The sequence below is a fragment of the Oceanobacillus sp. B139/18 genome (assembly GCF_055524595.1).
Genome location: NZ_JBVFXI010000001.1, coordinates 163315 through 180373, shown reverse-complemented (window position 1 = coordinate 180373; position 17059 = coordinate 163315). Strand labels below are relative to the sequence as shown.

At 39.4% G+C, this 17059-nt stretch carries 18 protein-coding genes; 8 read left to right on the top strand and 10 right to left on the bottom strand.

Annotation, left to right across the window (positions count from 1 at the left end):
• Positions 1 to 54: 54 nt before the first annotated feature.
• Positions 55 to 1419, bottom strand: a complete 1365-nt coding sequence (locus ACZSMY_RS00825; RefSeq protein ID WP_042535309.1) for a TrkH family potassium uptake protein — start codon at positions 1417 to 1419, stop codon at positions 55 to 57.
• A 187-nt stretch (positions 1420 to 1606) separates the two neighbouring features.
• Positions 1607 to 2014 carry a YwpF-like family protein gene (locus tag ACZSMY_RS00820; RefSeq protein WP_226894806.1) on the bottom strand — a complete coding sequence of 136 codons (408 nt, stop codon included), beginning with the start codon at positions 2012 to 2014 and terminating at the stop codon, positions 1607 to 1609.
• A gap of 244 nt (positions 2015 to 2258) precedes the next feature.
• Here ACZSMY_RS00820 and nfsA point away from each other — a divergent pair, with 244 nt between their 5' ends.
• The 8 genes from nfsA (at position 2259) to ACZSMY_RS00780 (ending at position 6991) form a co-directional block, all read left to right on the top strand.
• Entirely contained in the window at positions 2259 to 2993 is a 735-nt protein-coding gene (gene nfsA / locus ACZSMY_RS00815) for an oxygen-insensitive NADPH nitroreductase (protein WP_256704888.1), read from the top strand.
• Between the two features lie 270 nt (positions 2994 to 3263).
• Positions 3264 to 3467, top strand: a complete 204-nt coding sequence (locus tag ACZSMY_RS00810; RefSeq protein ID WP_042535315.1) for a DUF1657 domain-containing protein — start codon at positions 3264 to 3266, stop codon at positions 3465 to 3467.
• Positions 3468 to 3553: 86 nt separating this feature from the next.
• A complete protein-coding gene (locus tag ACZSMY_RS00805; RefSeq protein WP_256704889.1) occupies positions 3554 to 4000 on the top strand; it encodes a hypothetical protein in 447 nt (148 codons plus the stop codon).
• Positions 4001 to 4060: 60 nt separating this feature from the next.
• Positions 4061 to 4540 carry a stage V sporulation protein AC gene (spoVAC, locus tag ACZSMY_RS00800; RefSeq protein ID WP_042535319.1) on the top strand — a complete coding sequence of 160 codons (480 nt, stop codon included), beginning with the start codon at positions 4061 to 4063 and terminating at the stop codon, positions 4538 to 4540.
• On the top strand, positions 4540 to 5556 hold the full coding sequence (gene spoVAD, locus ACZSMY_RS00795; RefSeq protein ID WP_042535321.1) for a stage V sporulation protein AD: 1017 nt from the start codon (positions 4540 to 4542) through the stop codon (positions 5554 to 5556). The genes spoVAC and spoVAD overlap by 1 nt, the downstream gene beginning before the upstream one ends.
• On the top strand, positions 5553 to 5903 hold the full coding sequence (gene spoVAE / locus ACZSMY_RS00790; RefSeq protein ID WP_042535322.1) for a stage V sporulation protein AE: 351 nt from the start codon (positions 5553 to 5555) through the stop codon (positions 5901 to 5903). The genes spoVAD and spoVAE overlap by 4 nt, the downstream gene beginning before the upstream one ends.
• 11 nt (positions 5904 to 5914) lie before the next feature.
• Positions 5915 to 6118: a DUF1657 domain-containing protein gene (locus tag ACZSMY_RS00785; RefSeq protein WP_465147402.1), complete on the top strand. Its 204-nt coding sequence runs from the start codon at positions 5915 to 5917 to the stop codon at positions 6116 to 6118.
• A 12-nt stretch (positions 6119 to 6130) separates the two neighbouring features.
• The gene (locus tag ACZSMY_RS00780) at positions 6131 to 6991 is read left to right on the top strand and encodes a DUF421 domain-containing protein (RefSeq protein ID WP_042535326.1); all 861 of its coding nucleotides are present in this window, start codon (positions 6131 to 6133) and stop codon (positions 6989 to 6991) included.
• A 155-nt stretch (positions 6992 to 7146) separates the two neighbouring features.
• Here the strand turns inward: ACZSMY_RS00780 and ACZSMY_RS00775 are convergent, their stop codons facing one another.
• The 8 genes from ACZSMY_RS00775 to citZ form a co-directional block, all read right to left on the bottom strand.
• On the bottom strand, positions 7147 to 8127 hold the full coding sequence (locus tag ACZSMY_RS00775; RefSeq protein WP_042535328.1) for a quinone oxidoreductase family protein: 981 nt from the start codon (positions 8125 to 8127) through the stop codon (positions 7147 to 7149).
• Complete coding sequence (locus ACZSMY_RS00770) at positions 8108 to 9064, bottom strand: ArsA family ATPase (RefSeq protein ID WP_042535330.1); 957 nt, start codon at positions 9062 to 9064, stop codon at positions 8108 to 8110. The genes ACZSMY_RS00775 and ACZSMY_RS00770 overlap by 20 nt, the downstream gene beginning before the upstream one ends.
• 48 nt (positions 9065 to 9112) lie before the next feature.
• Positions 9113 to 9373: a cory-CC-star protein gene (locus ACZSMY_RS00765; protein ID WP_042535332.1), complete on the bottom strand. Its 261-nt coding sequence runs from the start codon at positions 9371 to 9373 to the stop codon at positions 9113 to 9115.
• 80 nt (positions 9374 to 9453) lie between these two features.
• A complete protein-coding gene (locus tag ACZSMY_RS00760) occupies positions 9454 to 11187 on the bottom strand; it encodes a carbon starvation CstA family protein (protein ID WP_042535333.1) in 1734 nt (577 codons plus the stop codon).
• Positions 11188 to 11397: 210 nt separating this feature from the next.
• On the bottom strand, positions 11398 to 12810 hold the full coding sequence (locus ACZSMY_RS00755; protein ID WP_042535334.1) for a hypothetical protein: 1413 nt from the start codon (positions 12808 to 12810) through the stop codon (positions 11398 to 11400).
• 465 nt (positions 12811 to 13275) lie between these two features.
• A complete protein-coding gene (gene mdh, locus ACZSMY_RS00750) occupies positions 13276 to 14214 on the bottom strand; it encodes a malate dehydrogenase (protein ID WP_212928482.1) in 939 nt (312 codons plus the stop codon).
• A 151-nt stretch (positions 14215 to 14365) separates the two neighbouring features.
• Positions 14366 to 15640, bottom strand: coding sequence for an NADP-dependent isocitrate dehydrogenase (icd, locus tag ACZSMY_RS00745; protein WP_042535339.1), 1275 nt, complete (start codon positions 15638 to 15640; stop codon positions 14366 to 14368).
• Positions 15641 to 15694: 54 nt separating this feature from the next.
• Entirely contained in the window at positions 15695 to 16816 is a 1122-nt protein-coding gene (gene citZ, locus ACZSMY_RS00740) for a citrate synthase (RefSeq protein WP_042535340.1), read from the bottom strand.
• Between the last annotated feature and the right edge of the window lie 243 nt (positions 16817 to 17059).

Here is a 17059-nt window from a genome sequence, read left to right as displayed (position 1 = left end):
TAAAGGCACAGGCCATTTTATTTTACATACTAACTATTCCTTTCTTAACGCCCTTTACCCAATAATCATTCTTTCCTTCGGGTAATTAAATTTCGCTGGATCCTTTTTACGACGGAATACTAAAAGGAATGTGAGAATACCGACTCGTCCAATAAACATTAATATCATCAATATTATTTTACTGAATGTGGTTAAGTCACCTGTAACCCCCAGGGATAACCCCACTGTTCCGAAAGCAGAAGTAACTTCAAAAATAAGCGCATCTAATGAATACGGCTCTAAATAACTAAGGATAATAACAGAAGAAAATACAACCATTATTGCAAAAAAGGTTACAGTCACCGCTTTATTTAAATCTACCTCGTAGACCTCTCTGTGAAAAATTTTAACACTTCTTCCGCCGCGGATAAACGTAAATAGAAAAATCAAAACCAGCGCAAAGGTCGTTGTCCGGATTCCTCCCCCGGCACTGCTTGGAGATGCCCCGATAAACATCCATGCAGACATGAATAAATGGTTGGTATCTGATAATAAAGTTAAGTCCATTGTCGCCAATCCCCCGCTTCTTGTGGTAACAGACTGAAACAACGCATAAAAAAAGGATTCATGCCAGACAACACCTTTAAAAAATCCATTTATATCAAACAGATAAATGCCGAACGCACCAACCAAAACCAAGCTAAAAAAAGTTACAGTTGTCAGCTTCGTAAACAAACTAAAATGAAATTGTTTTTTTAATTTTCTTTTATGCAAAAGATATTCCTTTATCTCTATGATGACCGGATAGCCGATAGCGCCAATGATAATAAGCACCATACTGATTATTTGAACAAAATAATCAGATTGAAATGGAATCATGGATTGCCCCGTAATATCAAAACCACCATTTGTCACCGAACTGATAACCATGAAAAAACCTTGCAGGAATGCTTCTCCTACGGAATCATAATACCCCATAAAATAGATGCCTAATATAATGAAGAAAGCTGCTTCAACCGCCAGCAGCAAGAATATAATATTCTTGATTAGCTGTACCATGCCGTTAAAATGCGTTTGATTCTGGTCAGTCATAATCATGCTTCTTTCTTTAAAACCTATCCGTTTACCTAACACCACCCAGAGTATCGTACCAATTGCCATAATCCCTACTGCTCCAATCTGCATCATCAGAGCTAAAAAAATAATTCCCGTGGTACTTAATGAATCCGCAATGGAAATAGTACTTAATCCTGTTACACTAATCGCACTGACAGCCGTAAAAACAATATCAATAAAAGGAATATCAATACCGGGCTTATGCGAAACAGGTAAAGATAGCAATATAGTCGATAGCGCTATCGCAGCCATATAATAAATCATTAGCATTTGAAATGGAGAACGCCGGGTGGGCGTCTCAAATTTTTTTCGTTCTTTATTCATTGTTTTTCCCTTCTTCTTATCATGTGAATACTGTTTGTACATGTTTAAACAGTACGCTGAAAAGGACCAGTCGCATCAGAGCACATCGTGTTGCGATGATTTCTGCGCTGCCCGCACGTCGCGGATCTTCTTGGGAGAGGCTCCTTTTCCTGACATATCATTTTTTATTGGATTTTGTGAACATCCTCTAATAGATTTCTTTAAATTTTTGAATTAACTCTTCTCCCTCATATCCATCCTCTACCAGCGCAGTTAATAGCTGCTCCACATCTTTCTTTTGTTTATCAATAATTTTCCCCATCAGCATTACATTCATTTGTTGTCCGATTTCATGCATCTCAGTCATCTTTGTTATAAATGAAGCAGGTTCATTGCTCTCTTTTGTAATGGTTGCTTGCACCATCAGTTCCTCATGTTTTTTATTCTCAAAATAATTCCAGTAATTACGATTAATAAATCCTTCAATCAACCATGTATCATAATCATCTTCCCGATTAATAATGAGACCGTCAATCAGCTCCACTTCTGTTCCTTCTAATCCTTTATCATAATCTAAAACAACCAGTTTACGCAGTTTAAATGTTTTCACACACATCGCCCCTCCAGCATATGTAACTTTTGAATTTTACTGTTCTCAGCCCATCAGCTGCTGCCCATGTTATTATAAAGATTTATATTGCCTTTATAATAACATAATTTCTTTACACCATTCATTGTAACAGAGCAAGTTTCTTGGAACCGATGTAAATCCCATGATACACTTACTATCAAGTATTGTCTTCAAAATAAATCATTATAATAACTTATGGAACAGTATAGATGAAGAGGAGGAACCCCGTATGAATCAAGTCATTGAAACATTAATGAATCATCGCTCTATTCGAAAATTTTCAGATAAAGCCTTAAACAACGTTCAAATAAGAACAATTGTAGAAAGTGCACAACGCGCGTCTACCTCCAGCAATGTGATGGCCTACAGTATCATCGGTGTATCAGACCAGGTTCTCAAGGAAAAACTCTATGCCATTTCGGGGCATAAGCATGTAAAGAAAAATGGTCATCTGCTTATATTTTGCGCGGATCTGCATCGTCTTGAACAACTGGATGGAATCGAACATACCGAAAATCTGGAAAGCACCGAACAATTTATAGTAGGAACGATCGACGCCGCTTTAGCTGCTCAAAATGCTGTTGTTGCTGCTGAATCATTGGGGCTGGGAATCTGTTTCTTAGGAAGCCTTCGTAATGATATCCAGGCCTTCAACGATGTTCTGGAATTACCGGATCATGTGGTTCCATTGTTCGGCCTGGCGATTGGCTACCCGGCAGAAATACCAGATATCAAACCACGTTTGCCGTTTCCGGCAATTTATCACGAAAATCAGTATATTCCTTTTGACAAACAAAAACACTTTATTCAGGAATACGATCAGACTATGAAAGATTATTATGAATCGCGAAATTCGAATAACAAACAGGAAACATGGACAGAACAAATGAGCCAAAAATATAAAAAACCAACACGCATGGATGTAGGACCTTTTGTAAAATCAAAAAACTTAAATAAACAATAAATAAAATTTAACATTTGGATAAGCTTCCATCTATTGCGATATATGTTAAAAACGACAGGTACCTTCTGTCGTTTTTTTATGTTTACGTTCATTATCCTTCCAACGTCAACACGATTCCTGTTATTTACTTTCCCTCCCGTCACCTGCTTTTACACGTCTTCATTGCTTTCTGCTTTCCTGTTCATATAGGTTTTGGAAATTGTTTACAAGCATAAAATATAATTATTTCATCAAAATAATAAGTGCAAGATATGAAAAGGAGTGAGAAAGATGACAGTAGGCACACAAGTTCAACAAACTGTAGCAGGTTTAAAAAGTGCTCAGGCGAGTCTGGAGCAATTTGCTCTTCAAACAGATAATAAACAAGCAAAACAGCTATATAAAAATGCAGCACAACAAACACAGGGTATTTTAGATCAATTAGAACCGAGGATGCAACAAATTACGCAGGAAGAGCCTCAATACAAACAGTAATAAGATATGTCAGCAAATACAGGAAAACAGGAGGACTGTCTAGTCCTCCGCCCTACATATTTCGTTACAGAACAGGATGTGAATATATGCGAAATAAAAAAATAGCCCTGCTGCTCCTCTTTATTCTTTTTTTAGTCGGCTGTAATCATCAGAACGAATCTTCTTATTCAGAAAATCCAAATATAAAGCATTTATCCACCAATTCCTCTCAGGATCCCGCAACACAGGCAAAGGAATTGCTGATTAATAAAGATGATATTACCGCTGTTCATGCAGTAAATACAGATGATACATTGCTCGTTACCATCGAAGTTCCACATCATGAGCGTTTTTCGCTGCAAGATAAAACGGAAGTCTATCAAAAAGAACTCGAACAGACCTTTCCTGATTTTACAATAGAATTATCGACGGATAAAAAGATCATCCTGGAAACAGCAAAGCTGGAAGAAAAAATGGATAATCAAACATTAACAAAAGAAGAAATTAAGAAAAAAATGAAGGAAATCATCCATCTGTCCAAGGAACAGACTTGATAGTTGATGACGAGCTATCTTCATTTCTTTCGTGTATTAACCTGAAAAGGAGTGCTTTCCATGGGAGATAAAAAGAAACAAAAGCTACAGCCAAATCAACAGCGCTACCAGGCTTTTCAACAAAAGCGGGAGACCAAACGGCCTGTCTTTAAAAACTGCATCAAAGCTTTTCTTATAGGCGGATTTATCTGTTTCATCGGACAGCTCATCTCTACTTTCTATATTTATCAATTTAATTTCACAGAGAAAACAGCTGGAAATCCGACAATTGCTACATTAATTTTTATTACAATGCTGTTAACCGGATTTGGGGTCTATGACCGTATTGCACAGGTTGCCGGAGCGGGATCTGCAGTGCCGGTGACAGGGTTTGGTAATGCCGTTATTTCTTCAGCAATCGAATATCGTTCTGAAGGCTTTATTCTCGGCGTGGGCAGCAATATGCTTAAACTCGCCGGCCCGGTAATTGTTTATGGTGTTTTTTCTGCATTTGTCGTAGCCATTATTAAAACCATACTTACGCAATGGGGGGGATTCTAATGCTAAAAGGACATCAATCCTGGATTTTTGAAAATCGGCCGGCTATTCTTTCTACAGGAACAATCGGTGGACCATTTGAAGCAAAGGGGAACATCCCCGAGGCATTCGATACGCTTCATGAGGATATGTGGCTCAATCAGGATTCCTGGGAAAAAGCCCAGCAAAAAATGCTGGAGGAAGCGATACAGACTACATTAAAAAAAGCCCGCATCGAAAAAGAAAATATTGAATTTTTGATTGCCGGCGACTTAATCAATCAAATGACACCGACCAGCTTTGCAGCAAGTACAAGCAGCATTCCTTTTTTGGGAGCTTTCAGCGCTTGTGCTACCTCAATGGAAAGCCTGGCACTTGCAGCTTCTATTATAAATGCAAAGGGAGCAAATTATATTCTTTGTGCTGCTTCCAGTCATAATGCAGCGACGGAAAAACAATTTCGCTATCCGACAGAATACGGCGGACAAAAACCTCCAACCTCCCAGTGGACAGTTACCGGAGCCGGCTGTGCGCTTGTTGCTCAGAACGGAACAGGACCGGCTGTTACTTCGGCGACGATTGGAAAAGTAGCTGATATGGGGATGACAGATCCATTTAATATGGGGGGCGCGATGGCTATCGCTGCTGCTGATACGATTGAAGCACATCTGCGGGACCTGCAGATAGATCCGTCTTATTATGATCTAATCATCACTGGCGACCTGGGGCATGTCGGCAGAGAGGTTTCTTTTGATTTATTGCGTGACAGAAATATTCCGATTGAATCAGAAAAATATGTGGATTGCGGGATTACAATTTACCGCGAAGACCAGCCAGTTCTTGCTGGAGGCAGTGGTGCAGCATGCTCTGCTATCGTGACATATGGCCATTATCTTCAAGAAGTCATCAAAGGGAATTTACAGCGAATTCTTGTGGTGGCAACCGGGTCTTTGCATTCAACCTTGAGCATTCAGCAGAAAGCTCCTATCCCATGTATTGCACATGCAGTGTCAATCGAAGCAAGAGGTGAACATCTATGATTTTTTTCTGGGCATTTGTAATAGGAGGACTTATCTGCGTTATCGGACAAATTATGTTTGATGTATTTAAGCTATCTCCTGCACATACATTATCTATTCTGGTTATTGCTGGAGCGATTTTGGATGGACTCGGCTGGTATGAACCGCTTATTGATTTTGCAGGAGCAGGCGCTACCGTTCCTATCACAAGCTTTGGGAACTCTTTAGTTCATGGAGCTATGCAGGAAGCGGATAAACACGGATTAATCGGTGTCGTAACTGGAATGTTTGAGGTTACAAGTGCTGGTATTTCAGCCGCCATTATATTCGGTGTCATAGGCGCCATGATATTCAAACCAAAAGGATAGGAGGATGTTTTATGACAGTAGGATCACAGGTAAAGACGTGCTACGCTACATTAAAATCCATTGAAGCAGGATTAAATTTATTATACGCCGCCTCCATGGAACAGGATTTAAAAGCCGCAATTGAAGAAGCTTCGCAGCTAATCAAAGAAACACGCCATGATATACATCAGCAGGTTATTCATATCGACAAACAAGAACCGCAATATAAGTCATAAGGAGGGAAAATCATGCCTGAATGGATATCCATTATTATTCGCTCCATTATTTTAATCACCGTCTTATTTTTCTTTGTAAAGTGGCTGGGCGCAAAGCAATTATCACAGCTCAATATATTTGAAACCATTTCGGGAATCGTACTCGGAGGAATTGCCGCCTTCCATACAGTGGATCCGTATAATAGCTTTTATTATGCATTATTAGCGATGTTTGTCTGGTTTATTGCTGCCTTCACCATTGAAAAGTTATCGTTAAAAAGCAAACGGATGCGAGATTTCACGGATGGGAAAAGTACTGTTTTTATACAAAATGGAAAAATTATGGAGGAAAACTTAAAAAAAGAAGGCTATTCTACTGATGATTTATTAGAAAAGCTTCGAAACAATAATCAATTCCTCGTTTCCGATGTTGAATTTGCCGTATTAGAGCCGACTGGGGAATTAAATGTTTTGCCTAAAAAGGAAAACCAGCCCATCACTTTAAAAGACTTAAATATCACTCCAGCACCAGCTAAAGAACCGCAAACGGTTATTGCTGACGGCAATATACTGCTGGAGCCTCTGGCTAATGCTTCCTTAAACCCGACGTGGCTGGAAGCAGAGTTAGAAAAACAAAATGTTACCATAGATAATGTGTTTCTCGGTCAAGTAGACCATCAAGGACAATTATTTCTTGATCTCTATGACGACCATATCACCGTTCCTGAGCCGGCACAATCTGCTCTGTTATTAGCCAGCATGAAAAAATGCCAAGCAGATTTAGAGCTGTTTGCTTTAGCTACTGATAACCCTGCATCCAAGGAAGTATATGACCGGAACCAAAAACGGATGCAAGAAGCGGTCAACCGGATGGAGCCCTATTTAAAATCATAAATATCGTTCTAATGCTTGCTTTTCCTTTAACCAGTGCCAATACAATATAAAGCAGAGAGACTTTTATAGCACATCAGCGCTCGTCAGTCTCTCTGCTTTTATTCTTCATCAATCTGCCGCTTCTTCCTATAGGAATTCTTTTTTAAATATCCGCTTTAAGAAATACGAATAATTACCTTTCCAAACTGTTTTCCTTCATCCAAATAACTAAGTGCTTCTACACTTTGATCCAAGGAAAAAACACGGTCAACAACAGGATGCAATTGGTATTTCTCTGCATGTGCTAACGCAGCCATAAGTTCTTCCCGGCACCCCATTGTAGAACCAATCAATTTGTATTGTCCATAGAAGAAAGCACGTAAATCAAAATCAATAACATCCTCTGTTGTCGCACCGAATGTAACAAATTTACCGCCTTTTTTCAAAATGGCTAAAGAACGTTGAAAGGTTGCTTTGCCATTACTATCAATTACCATATCAATGGTTTCATTGCTTAATTTCTCTTCCCAATCATCTGCCGTATCTATCACGACATCCGCACCGAGCTCTCGTGCTTTTTCTCTTTTCTGTTCACTTCTTGAAGTTGTAATTACCCGGGCACCGATATTTTTTGCAAATGCAATCAAATAAGTCGCAACACCGCCGCCTGCTCCGGGAATAAATACCGTTTCTTTTTTTTCGAGTTCCCCTTTAGTAAACATTGCCCGATACGCTGTTAATGCAGCTAACGGAAAGGCTGCCGCTTCCTCCCAGCTCATATATGCCGGTTTTGGTTCTACCTGATCTTCAGAAATCACAATTTTTTCAGCAAACGTACCATGGTCTGGCATGCCTAAAATATCAAACTCTTTCGGCGGCGCCTCACTATTTCGTACCCAGCGTAAAGCCGGATTGATAATCACTTCATCGCCAACTTTTACATCGTTGACATTTTTTCCTACCTCTTCAATGATTCCCGCTCCATCTGAGCCAAGAATCAATGCTTCTTCCGTTTCTTTACGACGGTTCGGAATAGCTAAATCTCTCCGGTTAAGCCCTGCTGCTTTCAATTTTACAACAACTTCTGATCCTCCCGGACTTTGGAGCTCCATCTCTTTCATATGCAAGCTTCCATTTTCATGTACTAGTGCTCTCATCCGCTAATACCTCCTTCAAATAAGCTCCCATTTGCTTCAATTGTTTACGGTTTGTGATGTCTTCAGAAAAAAAGGGAATATACAAAATCGTTTGAGCAGAAAAGTCCACGGCGATACGTTCTAAATAGATTTTTTCATTTTGTTTCCGTTTTTCAAAAAAACCGGCGCCGGTCTCCTCTGGCAACACTTTATTGACAATAATGTAAGGAACATCTATCTGAAATTTCTCCAGGAGATGAATTGCTTTTTTGGTTTCCGATATTGGTAATTTCTCCGGATTCAAAACAAATAGAAAGGTTGTTGCCTGCTTATCCAATAGAATTTCTCTTGCCTTGGTAAACCGCTGTTTTCTTTCTTGTAATGTATCGTAAATAGGATCATCTACGGCTTGTCCATCGTTTAGCAATTGCGAATATTGTGTATTCGTTTTTTTCCTTTTATTTAATAGACCTTCAATCCAAATTCCCATTAATTCCGGAAGAGATAACAACCGAATCGTATGACCTGTTGGAGCCGTATCAAATACTAGTTTATCAAACCTGGCCCCTTCTTCCAAAATAATTGATATGAGTTTATCAAATAAGGCAGCTTCATCTGCTCCCGGCGAGGCTTTTGCTGTGTCTAATTGACGGTGTACCTCTTCCATCATCTGAACATGAACAACCCCCTGTATGTTTTCTTTAACCTTTTGAATATACGCGTCTGTTTCTTTTTCAGAATCAATTTCCAGCGCATATAGATTTTTTTCAATATAGGTGATATTTCCACCGATCTGCCGCTGAAAAATATCGCTTATATTGTGAGCTGGATCCGTTGAAATGAGTAAGGTACGATAGCCTTTTTCTGCATATCCCGTTGCCAAAGCAGCAGCCGAGCTGGATTTCCCGACGCCGCCTTTGCCTCCTACAAAAATAATCCGGTTATTATCTCCAAGCATCCTTTCTCTCCTCCTTCCAATGTATGGCCAGCATGCCCATCCAATTTTTTAACAGCAGCGAATCCCGTTAAGTGGTGATTTATCCATCCCCATTCGTAAATGCCAATCATGGAAGGATTCAATGATATACGGGTATAATTCCAACGTATAATAATAAACCGGGTTCGGTATTCCTACCATTTCAGAATATAGAAGCAGCAAGAAAAAATCATCTTCGTTTCTTAATTCTCTGGCTACTTCTGTTTTATGCGGCAAGCTTATTACTTCCTCATAATAGTGGATCAACTGTTTTAACCTGTCTGTGAACATTTTCCCGCCCTCCCGGCTATAATTTATTTATATCGAACCTCCATACATATCTTTTGAAGAAGATATGTATGGAAGCAAAATCAATCTTTATTTAACGGATCTTCTACTTTTTTCATCAGTTCTGAAAAGGAGGTCAGAGCTATCCAAATCGCAAATACAAAGATAATAGAGCCCAGAACAAACAATAGCATATTGGAACCTGTTCCCATCCACGACCATTCAAAGACCACCTGCTGGAACATCGCAAACAAAGTCATAAAGATCAGGAATATCATCGGGATGAGCGCAACCATATAATTACTTCCTTTTCGTTTTAGCCAAATAGCAATTAAGAATAAACTAATGGCAGCCAGTAATTGATTGGCAGTGCCAAATAGTGGCCAGATGAGGTAGCCGCCTGACCCGAAACCATTTGGACCTTCAGGAATTAACACAAGTGCCGCACTGGAAAGCACAGCAACCGTTGTCGCTACATGTGTTTTCGTTAATGGCTGGATTTTATATTCAATCCCTAATTCTGCAATAATGTACCGCATCAAGCGTACCGAGGTATCTAATGTCGTCGCAGCAAAGCTGACAACGATAATCGATACGATTGTCGTCGCTATATCTGTTGGAATTCCCAGCCCCTGCGCTAATGTTGCCGCTCCTTCGATAAACGTTCCAAGACCAATGGCATTCGCTTCATTAAAAGAAGTATAGGCTTGTGAAAACGCATCGGTATTTGCAAAGAATGTCCCTACCGCAATGATGGAAACCAGGGCCAGAATGCCTTCTCCTACTGCTCCAAAGTAACCTACAAAACGCGCATCGGTTTCTTTATCCAGCTGTTTAGAAGATGTCCCTGAGGATACTAGTCCATGAAAGCCGGAAATCGCACCGCAGGCAATTGTGATAAATAGCAGCGGCAGAAAGCTTCTATCCGGACTTTCATTTACTACAGGAGCTGTCATACTTGGAGACGTGAAAAGCAATCCCAAGTAAAGAATAGCCAGTCCGACAACTAATTGATGCGAATTAATAAAATCTCTCGGTTGCAGCAATTTCCATACCGGGAGTGTAGACGCAATATATACATATACCATCAAAATAACAATCCATATCAGGAACGCCGTTGAAACAGTACCCAGTCCGAACAAACCAGTGCCATTCTCTCCTCCCATATACCTGACTAAATCAATTTGAAGGAAGCCGACCCTGCTTGCCATAATAGCCGCTGCATACATGATAACTAATGCAATAACAGAGGGAAGAAGCATTTTTATATTCCGTTTATATGCTGCATAACCAATCCAAATAGCTAACGGAATTTGTATAAAAACAGGAAATACACTTGCAGGATAACTAATAAATAAATTGGAAATAACCCATGCAAACACCGCATTTACCATCAATACGAGAATAAGAATAATGAATAAAAATAATAGCTTTGCCCTTCTCCCGACCAAGCGATCTGCAATTGTTCCAATAGAATACCCTTTATTTCGGACAGATAATGCCAATGTGCCAAAATCATGGACACCAGCTGCAAAAATGGTTCCTAAAACAACCCACAAAAAAGCCGGAAGCCAGCCCCAATAAATAGCAATTGCCGGTCCCAAGATAGGAGCAGCACCTGCTACAGATGTAAAATGATGCCCCCACAAAACAAATTTATTGGTTGGGACATAGTCCACACCATCCTTGAAACGGTGTGCCGGAGTAACATAATTCGGGTCTAATCGAAATATTTTCTCTGCAACAAACTTGGAATAATACCGATAGCCTAAAATAAATACAACAATCCCTATGAAAGCTATTAAAATTGCATTCATGTAAAACTTCCCCTCCTTTTATTTTTTGTAAGCGCTTAAATTATTTTTTATTAAAAACCTCCTTTATGGATTTTTTAACAGTTTAACATATTCAAACATATATTCACATTATATTTAAAAAATTTCAAATAATACCATTGGAAAACAGCTAAAAAATTGTATGAGCCAGAATGAACAACCCTAACCCATACAATTATATTTTCTCTTCCATTAAAATATGATTAACGCAGCAAGCGTCGCTATAAATAGTCCCAGTATGACCGGAAAAAAGTTTTTCCTGACTAGTTCCATTGCTGAAACACCACAAAATCCTGCAACAGCAATTAGGGAGGACCATGCAATTAATGCTCCTCCGCCAGTCCAAATTGCTCCAAGCTGGCCTATTGCTGCTAATGTACTTGCATCGATGGAAGCAGATTCTAAGGATGCAGCTAATGCTCCCGTTAATGGCAAGCCGGAAAAGCCAGATCCGTCCAGTCCTGTGATAATCCCTACAATTAATAAGCTAAAAGCAACAAACACCGTGCTTTCCGGAAGAAAGGCCTGGATGGATGAAATGATATCGAATAAAAAGGATGGCGCTTCTTCTACAAGTAATATTTCCCGTGAAAATTCCGCATTTCCTAAGAAGAAAAATCCTGCAATCGGGATAACTGGTCCCATTGCCTTAAAGGCAAATACAAATCCATTGGTGATATGATTCCCCACATAATCTAACGCATTTTGCTTTCCAAATACAGCCGTAGCCAATAATAATAGAATCACTGCCACTCCGCCAACGAAGGCAGCTCCTTCTCCACCGACCAAATCACTGGATCCAAAAAATTTACTGTACAGCATATATCCGACGACGGATAATAAAACAATTGGCACCAGCCAGGCAAACGCGCGACTCCACTTGTTCAAATGCTTCGAAGCTGCCTTATGGCCGGAGGAATCATAATCTTGAATTTGTTCTGCTTCTGTCTGATTTCTAGGGTCTACTTTTGAACGAATCGAATTTCTGTAAAATAAATAAGCTAATACAGAAGCAATCACACCGGTAATAATAGATAAAACCAGTGCCCGATCAGCAACTGCTGAAGTTTCTACACCCGCTGCAGCTGCAGAAAGAGCTGGTGCAACCTGAACAATATAGTCAGAGGATAAAGCCATCCCCTGGCCTGCTATTGTAATCGCAACTGCCGCTGTAATCGCCGGCAGCCCAGAACGTATCGCTGCAGGGACAAGTAAAGCACAAATAAGCGGGACAGCTGGTGTCGGCCAGAAAAATAAAGAAACCACATACGTCACAGCGATTAAAACAAAATAAGATAAATGTCCATTGACCATGACCTTCTGAATTGGCTGAATCATCAGTACATCCGCTTTCAAATCTTTTAAGGCATTTAATAGCGCAAGCATAAAAGTAATAATCAAAAAGATACTAAAAAGCTCACGTGCTGCGACTAAATTAGCGTTAAAAATAGCCATAAATCCGCTGACTATACTTCCTTTATAAAAGCAGGCAATAACAAATGTTCCTAGTAGGCTTGGAAGAACAATGCCTCTCCGGAAAATCATTGTTATTAAAATAAGCAAAGTAAAAAATCCATACAATAAATGCGGGATAGTTAAACTCATTTCATTCAGATCCTCTCCTTCATTATGTATAGTAGCCTATGCAATAATGAAGGCAGCGGGTACAAAATAATAACCAATCGAAAATGTATTTTTACTCATAATAAAAACCAAGATGATCACTTTGTCTCTAAAACTTGGTGTTCTTGCTAGAGCGGCTGTTTTCAGCTATTCTTTAAAACATTCTTATTCATTAACTCAACTTTCGCACCTAAGAATAAGCAAATTTATCTTGCTATTCCAAGATGAACATGTTCTCCATTAGCATGCTTGCTGGTTACATATCCGGCCTTTTTGGAATTGGTGATGGTGCTTTACACTTCACCTTCTATTCTTTGTCAAGGGTATTTTCGAAGGAACGATCAACTCCTATTTCTATGGAAATGAAGCTACTTTTAATGTGCAAAAGTTGAGTCATTAATAAAAGCGCAATGGTCTATTTTTAAACCATTGCGCTTTTATTAAAATTCATTCCAGAATGTCAATTACTTTCTTTACAGATTCTGCAGATTTATCTAATTGCTGCTTCTCTTCCTCTGTTAAATCCAGCTCAATCACTTCTTCAATCCCTTTGCCGCCAAGAACAGTCGGTACACCTAAGTAAATACCATCATAGCCGTATTCCCCTTCTAAATAAGCAATGGATGGTAATATCCGGCGCTGATCCTTTAGTATTGCTTCTGCCATTACGGTTAAAGAAGCAGCCGGCGCATAGTAAGCACTTCCATTTCCTAACAGATTTACAATTTCACCGCCGCCAGTCCGGGTTCTTTGTACAATCTCTTGTAACCGTTCTTTCGAAATCAGCTTTTCAAGCGGGATGCCGCCTGCGTAAGAATAACGGATAAGCGGGACCATGTCATCACCGTGTCCGCCTAAAACAAAACCGGTAATATCTTTCACGGAAATATTCAATTCTTCCGCTACAAAGGCTCTAAAACGGGCTGTGTCCAACACCCCGGATTGTCCGATAACACGTTCTTTTGGAAGCCCGGAAGCTTTATACACACTGTAAGTCATCGCATCTACCGGATTGGTCAGCACAATAATCGTTGCATCGGCTGAATACCTAACAATTTCCTTTGTAATCGTATTCATTATTTTGGCATTTGTATTGACCAGATCATCTCTGGACATTCCCGGTTTCCGTGCAATTCCTGCAGTGATGATAACTAAGTCAGAATCCTTTGTTTCCGCATAATCAGACGTGCCCGTCACTTTCGCATCAAAACCTTGAACCGGTGCTGCTTCTGCCATATCCAGCGCTTTTCCCTTTGTCGGATTCTCCATATCAGGAATATCAACAAGAACAACATCCCCTAATTCCTTTTGTGCAACCATTAATGCCGTGGTCGCTCCTGTAAAGCCAGAACCGATAACGGAAATTTTTTTTCGTGCAGAACTCATTTTACATACCTCCCCTAGTCGTTTTTAAATAACATACATTTAAAGAAAATGCTTGCAGCACGATACCTCTCGTCACCACAAACATTTTCTTTTGTTTAGGTCAGGTCAGTTATACTGACCTTCCTATATTTACACTTTTTTATTTTGGTGCTTATGCTTCCATGTTCTTGATCAGTTCATCAGCAAACTCAGAGCATTTCACTTCAGTTGCGCCATCCATTAAACGTGCAAAGTCATAAGTTACAACTTTAGAACCAATTGTTTTATCCATTGATTTTGTAATCAAATCAGCTGCTTCTCTCCACTCTAAATGCTCAAGCATTAATACAGCAGATAAAATAACAGAAGATGGATTTACTTTATCTAGTCCTGCGTATTTTGGTGCAGTACCATGCGTTGCTTCAAAAATAGCATGTCCAGTATCATAGTTGATGTTTGCTCCTGGTGCAATCCCGATACCGCCTACCTGTGCAGCAAGTGCATCAGAAATGTAGTCACCGTTTAAGTTCATTGTTGCAACAACATCAAACTCTTTTGGACGAGTAAGGATTTGTTGTAAGAAGATATCTGCAATCGAATCTTTTACTAGAAGTTTACCGGCAGCTAATGCATCTTCTTCTGCTTTATTTGCTGCTTCTTTGCCTTCTGCTTCTACAATGCGGTCATATTCAGCCCAAGTGAACACTTTATCACCGAATTCCTGTTCAGCAACTTCATAACCCCAGTTTTTGAAAGCTCCTTCAGTAAATTTCATAATGTTACCTTTATGTACTAAAGTAACATTTTTGCGTCCTTCGGTTAATGCATAGTTAATTGCCGCACGGACAATACGTTTTGTTCCTTCTTCCGATACTGGTTTCACACCGATACCTGAAGTTTCAGGGAAACGTACATTTTTTACGTCCATTTCATTTTTCAGGAAGTCAAGCACTTTCTTCACATCGTCAGTGCCTTCCTGCCACTCAATACCAGCATAAATATCTTCTGTATTTTCACGGAAAATAACCATGTCTACATCTTCCGGACGTTTTACTGGAGATGGAACGCCTTCAAAATAACGTACTGGACGCAGGCAGGTAAATAAATCTAATTCCTGACGCAAAGCAACGTTAAGGGAGCGAATCCCGCCGCCGATTGGTGTAGTTAAAGGTCCTTTGATTGCAATTTTATATTCATTGATTTTATCTAACGTATCCTGCGGCAGCCATTCACCTGTTTTATCAAATGCTTTTTGGCCGGCATATACTTCTAACCAATCAATTCCTTTTTCTCCATTATAAGCTTTTTCAACAGACGCTTCGATTACTCGGCGAGCAGCAGCCCAAATGTCTGGACCAGTTCCGTCCCCTTCAATAAATGGAATAATTGGTTTGTTTGGTACGTTCATTTCGCCATTTTCTACTACAATTTTTTCACCTTGTGTCATAGATAAAACCTCCTATTAATGATTCCTAATCTATTCTACTACATTTTAACGATATTATCCTCTTTGTTCAATAGATACATATTCTTGTAAATCCGGTCCATTATATTCGGCACGCGGACGAATTAACCGATTGTCTGCATATTGTTCTAAAATATGCGCTATCCAGCCGGAAGTTCTGCTTACTGCGAAAATTGGTGTGAATAAATCCTCTTCAATTCCCAGGCTGTGATAAACCGATGCACTGTAAAAATCGACATTTGCAGGAAGTCCTTTATGCTCTTTCACATAATCTTCAATAGCAATGGACATATTATACCATTTTTCCTGTCCTGTCAGTTTGGTAAGCTGTTTGGACATGTCTCTCAAGAATTTAGCTCTCGGGTCTCCATCACGATACACACGGTGGCCCATGCCCATAATTTTTTCTTTGTTTTCCAGCTTCTCTTTAATATAAGGGATAGCATTTTCTTCTTCGCCGATTTCCAGAAGCATCTTCATTACATTTTCATTTGCACCGCCATGCAATGGTCCTTTTAGCGCTCCAATCGCTGCTACAAGTCCAGAGTAAATATCTGAAAGGGTTGCTACACAAACCCGTGCTGTAAACGTAGATGCATTTAATTCATGATCAGCATGGAGCACGAGTGCTTTATTGATTGCTTCTACTTCAATATCTTCCGGCTCTTTTCCGTTCAGCATATATAAGAAATTGGCAGAATAACTTAAGTTTTCTTTTGGCTGAACAGGGTCTTTTCCGTCACGAATCCTTGCAAATGCAGCTACAACAGCAGCAATTTTTGCCTGGATACGAACAGCTTTTCTTTTATTTGCTTCTTCGTCCATGACATCAGCCTCTTCATCGTAAATCCCCAATAATGAAACCGCTGTCCGAAGAGCTGCCATTGGATGCACACTGTTCAAATCATAGGAACGCAAATGATTGACAATAGCATCTGAAATATTCATATTCTTTGCTAAATCAGCCTTTAACGCATTTAATTCTGATTGAGTCGGCAGCTTTTGATTCCAAAGTAAATAAATAATTTCTTCGAAGCTGGAATTTTCAGCTAAATCATCAATTTTATAACCCACATAGGATAATTGATCATCTATGATCGAACTAATTGCTGATTGTGTTGCGACAATATTTTCTAATCCTTTTTTTGATGTTGACATATTACCTCTCCCTTTCCAGTTAATCAAAGTATTAGATATTCATTTCAAATAAAATAATACAAGGGTGACAAACTTTTTTGATTGTTTAAATCTATGTAGGAATAAAATTGAGCAATTACTATACATTCACTTCGTATCATTCAGGTGATGGAACGTGCGCTTCGCGGACAATGTAAACGTGGAACCAGAGTCTTTTGACCATTACGTATCAATGAATTTATTATTCTACTTTTAAACAAACAT

What these genes read in the sequence shown, in the direction of transcription:
- ACZSMY_RS00755 (WP_042535334.1), bottom strand. Translation starts at nt 12,810, where the DNA reads ATGAGTTTAACTATCCCGCATTTATTGTATGGATTTTTTACTTTGCTT.
- spoVAD (WP_042535321.1), top strand. Translation starts at nt 4,540, where the DNA reads ATGCTAAAAGGACATCAATCCTGGATTTTTGAAAATCGGCCGGCTATT.
- ACZSMY_RS00785 (WP_465147402.1), top strand. Translation starts at nt 5,915, where the DNA reads ATGACAGTAGGATCACAGGTAAAGACGTGCTACGCTACATTAAAATCC.
- ACZSMY_RS00775 (WP_042535328.1), bottom strand. Translation starts at nt 8,127, where the DNA reads ATGAGAGCACTAGTACATGAAAATGGAAGCTTGCATATGAAAGAGATG.
- spoVAE (WP_042535322.1), top strand. Translation starts at nt 5,553, where the DNA reads ATGATTTTTTTCTGGGCATTTGTAATAGGAGGACTTATCTGCGTTATC.
- icd (WP_042535339.1), bottom strand. Translation starts at nt 15,640, where the DNA reads ATGACACAAGGTGAAAAAATTGTAGTAGAAAATGGCGAAATGAACGTA.
- ACZSMY_RS00810 (WP_042535315.1), top strand. Translation starts at nt 3,264, where the DNA reads ATGACAGTAGGCACACAAGTTCAACAAACTGTAGCAGGTTTAAAAAGT.
- nfsA (WP_256704888.1), top strand. Translation starts at nt 2,259, where the DNA reads ATGAATCAAGTCATTGAAACATTAATGAATCATCGCTCTATTCGAAAA.
- citZ (WP_042535340.1), bottom strand. Translation starts at nt 16,816, where the DNA reads ATGTCAACATCAAAAAAAGGATTAGAAAATATTGTCGCAACACAATCA.
- spoVAC (WP_042535319.1), top strand. Translation starts at nt 4,061, where the DNA reads ATGGGAGATAAAAAGAAACAAAAGCTACAGCCAAATCAACAGCGCTAC.
- ACZSMY_RS00760 (WP_042535333.1), bottom strand. Translation starts at nt 11,187, where the DNA reads ATGAATGCAATTTTAATAGCTTTCATAGGGATTGTTGTATTTATTTTA.
- ACZSMY_RS00825 (WP_042535309.1), bottom strand. Translation starts at nt 1,419, where the DNA reads ATGAATAAAGAACGAAAAAAATTTGAGACGCCCACCCGGCGTTCTCCA.
- ACZSMY_RS00765 (WP_042535332.1), bottom strand. Translation starts at nt 9,373, where the DNA reads ATGTTCACAGACAGGTTAAAACAGTTGATCCACTATTATGAGGAAGTA.
- mdh (WP_212928482.1), bottom strand. Translation starts at nt 14,214, where the DNA reads ATGAGTTCTGCACGAAAAAAAATTTCCGTTATCGGTTCTGGCTTTACA.
- ACZSMY_RS00820 (WP_226894806.1), bottom strand. Translation starts at nt 2,014, where the DNA reads ATGTGTGTGAAAACATTTAAACTGCGTAAACTGGTTGTTTTAGATTAT.
- ACZSMY_RS00805 (WP_256704889.1), top strand. Translation starts at nt 3,554, where the DNA reads ATGCGAAATAAAAAAATAGCCCTGCTGCTCCTCTTTATTCTTTTTTTA.
- ACZSMY_RS00780 (WP_042535326.1), top strand. Translation starts at nt 6,131, where the DNA reads ATGCCTGAATGGATATCCATTATTATTCGCTCCATTATTTTAATCACC.
- ACZSMY_RS00770 (WP_042535330.1), bottom strand. Translation starts at nt 9,064, where the DNA reads ATGCTTGGAGATAATAACCGGATTATTTTTGTAGGAGGCAAAGGCGGC.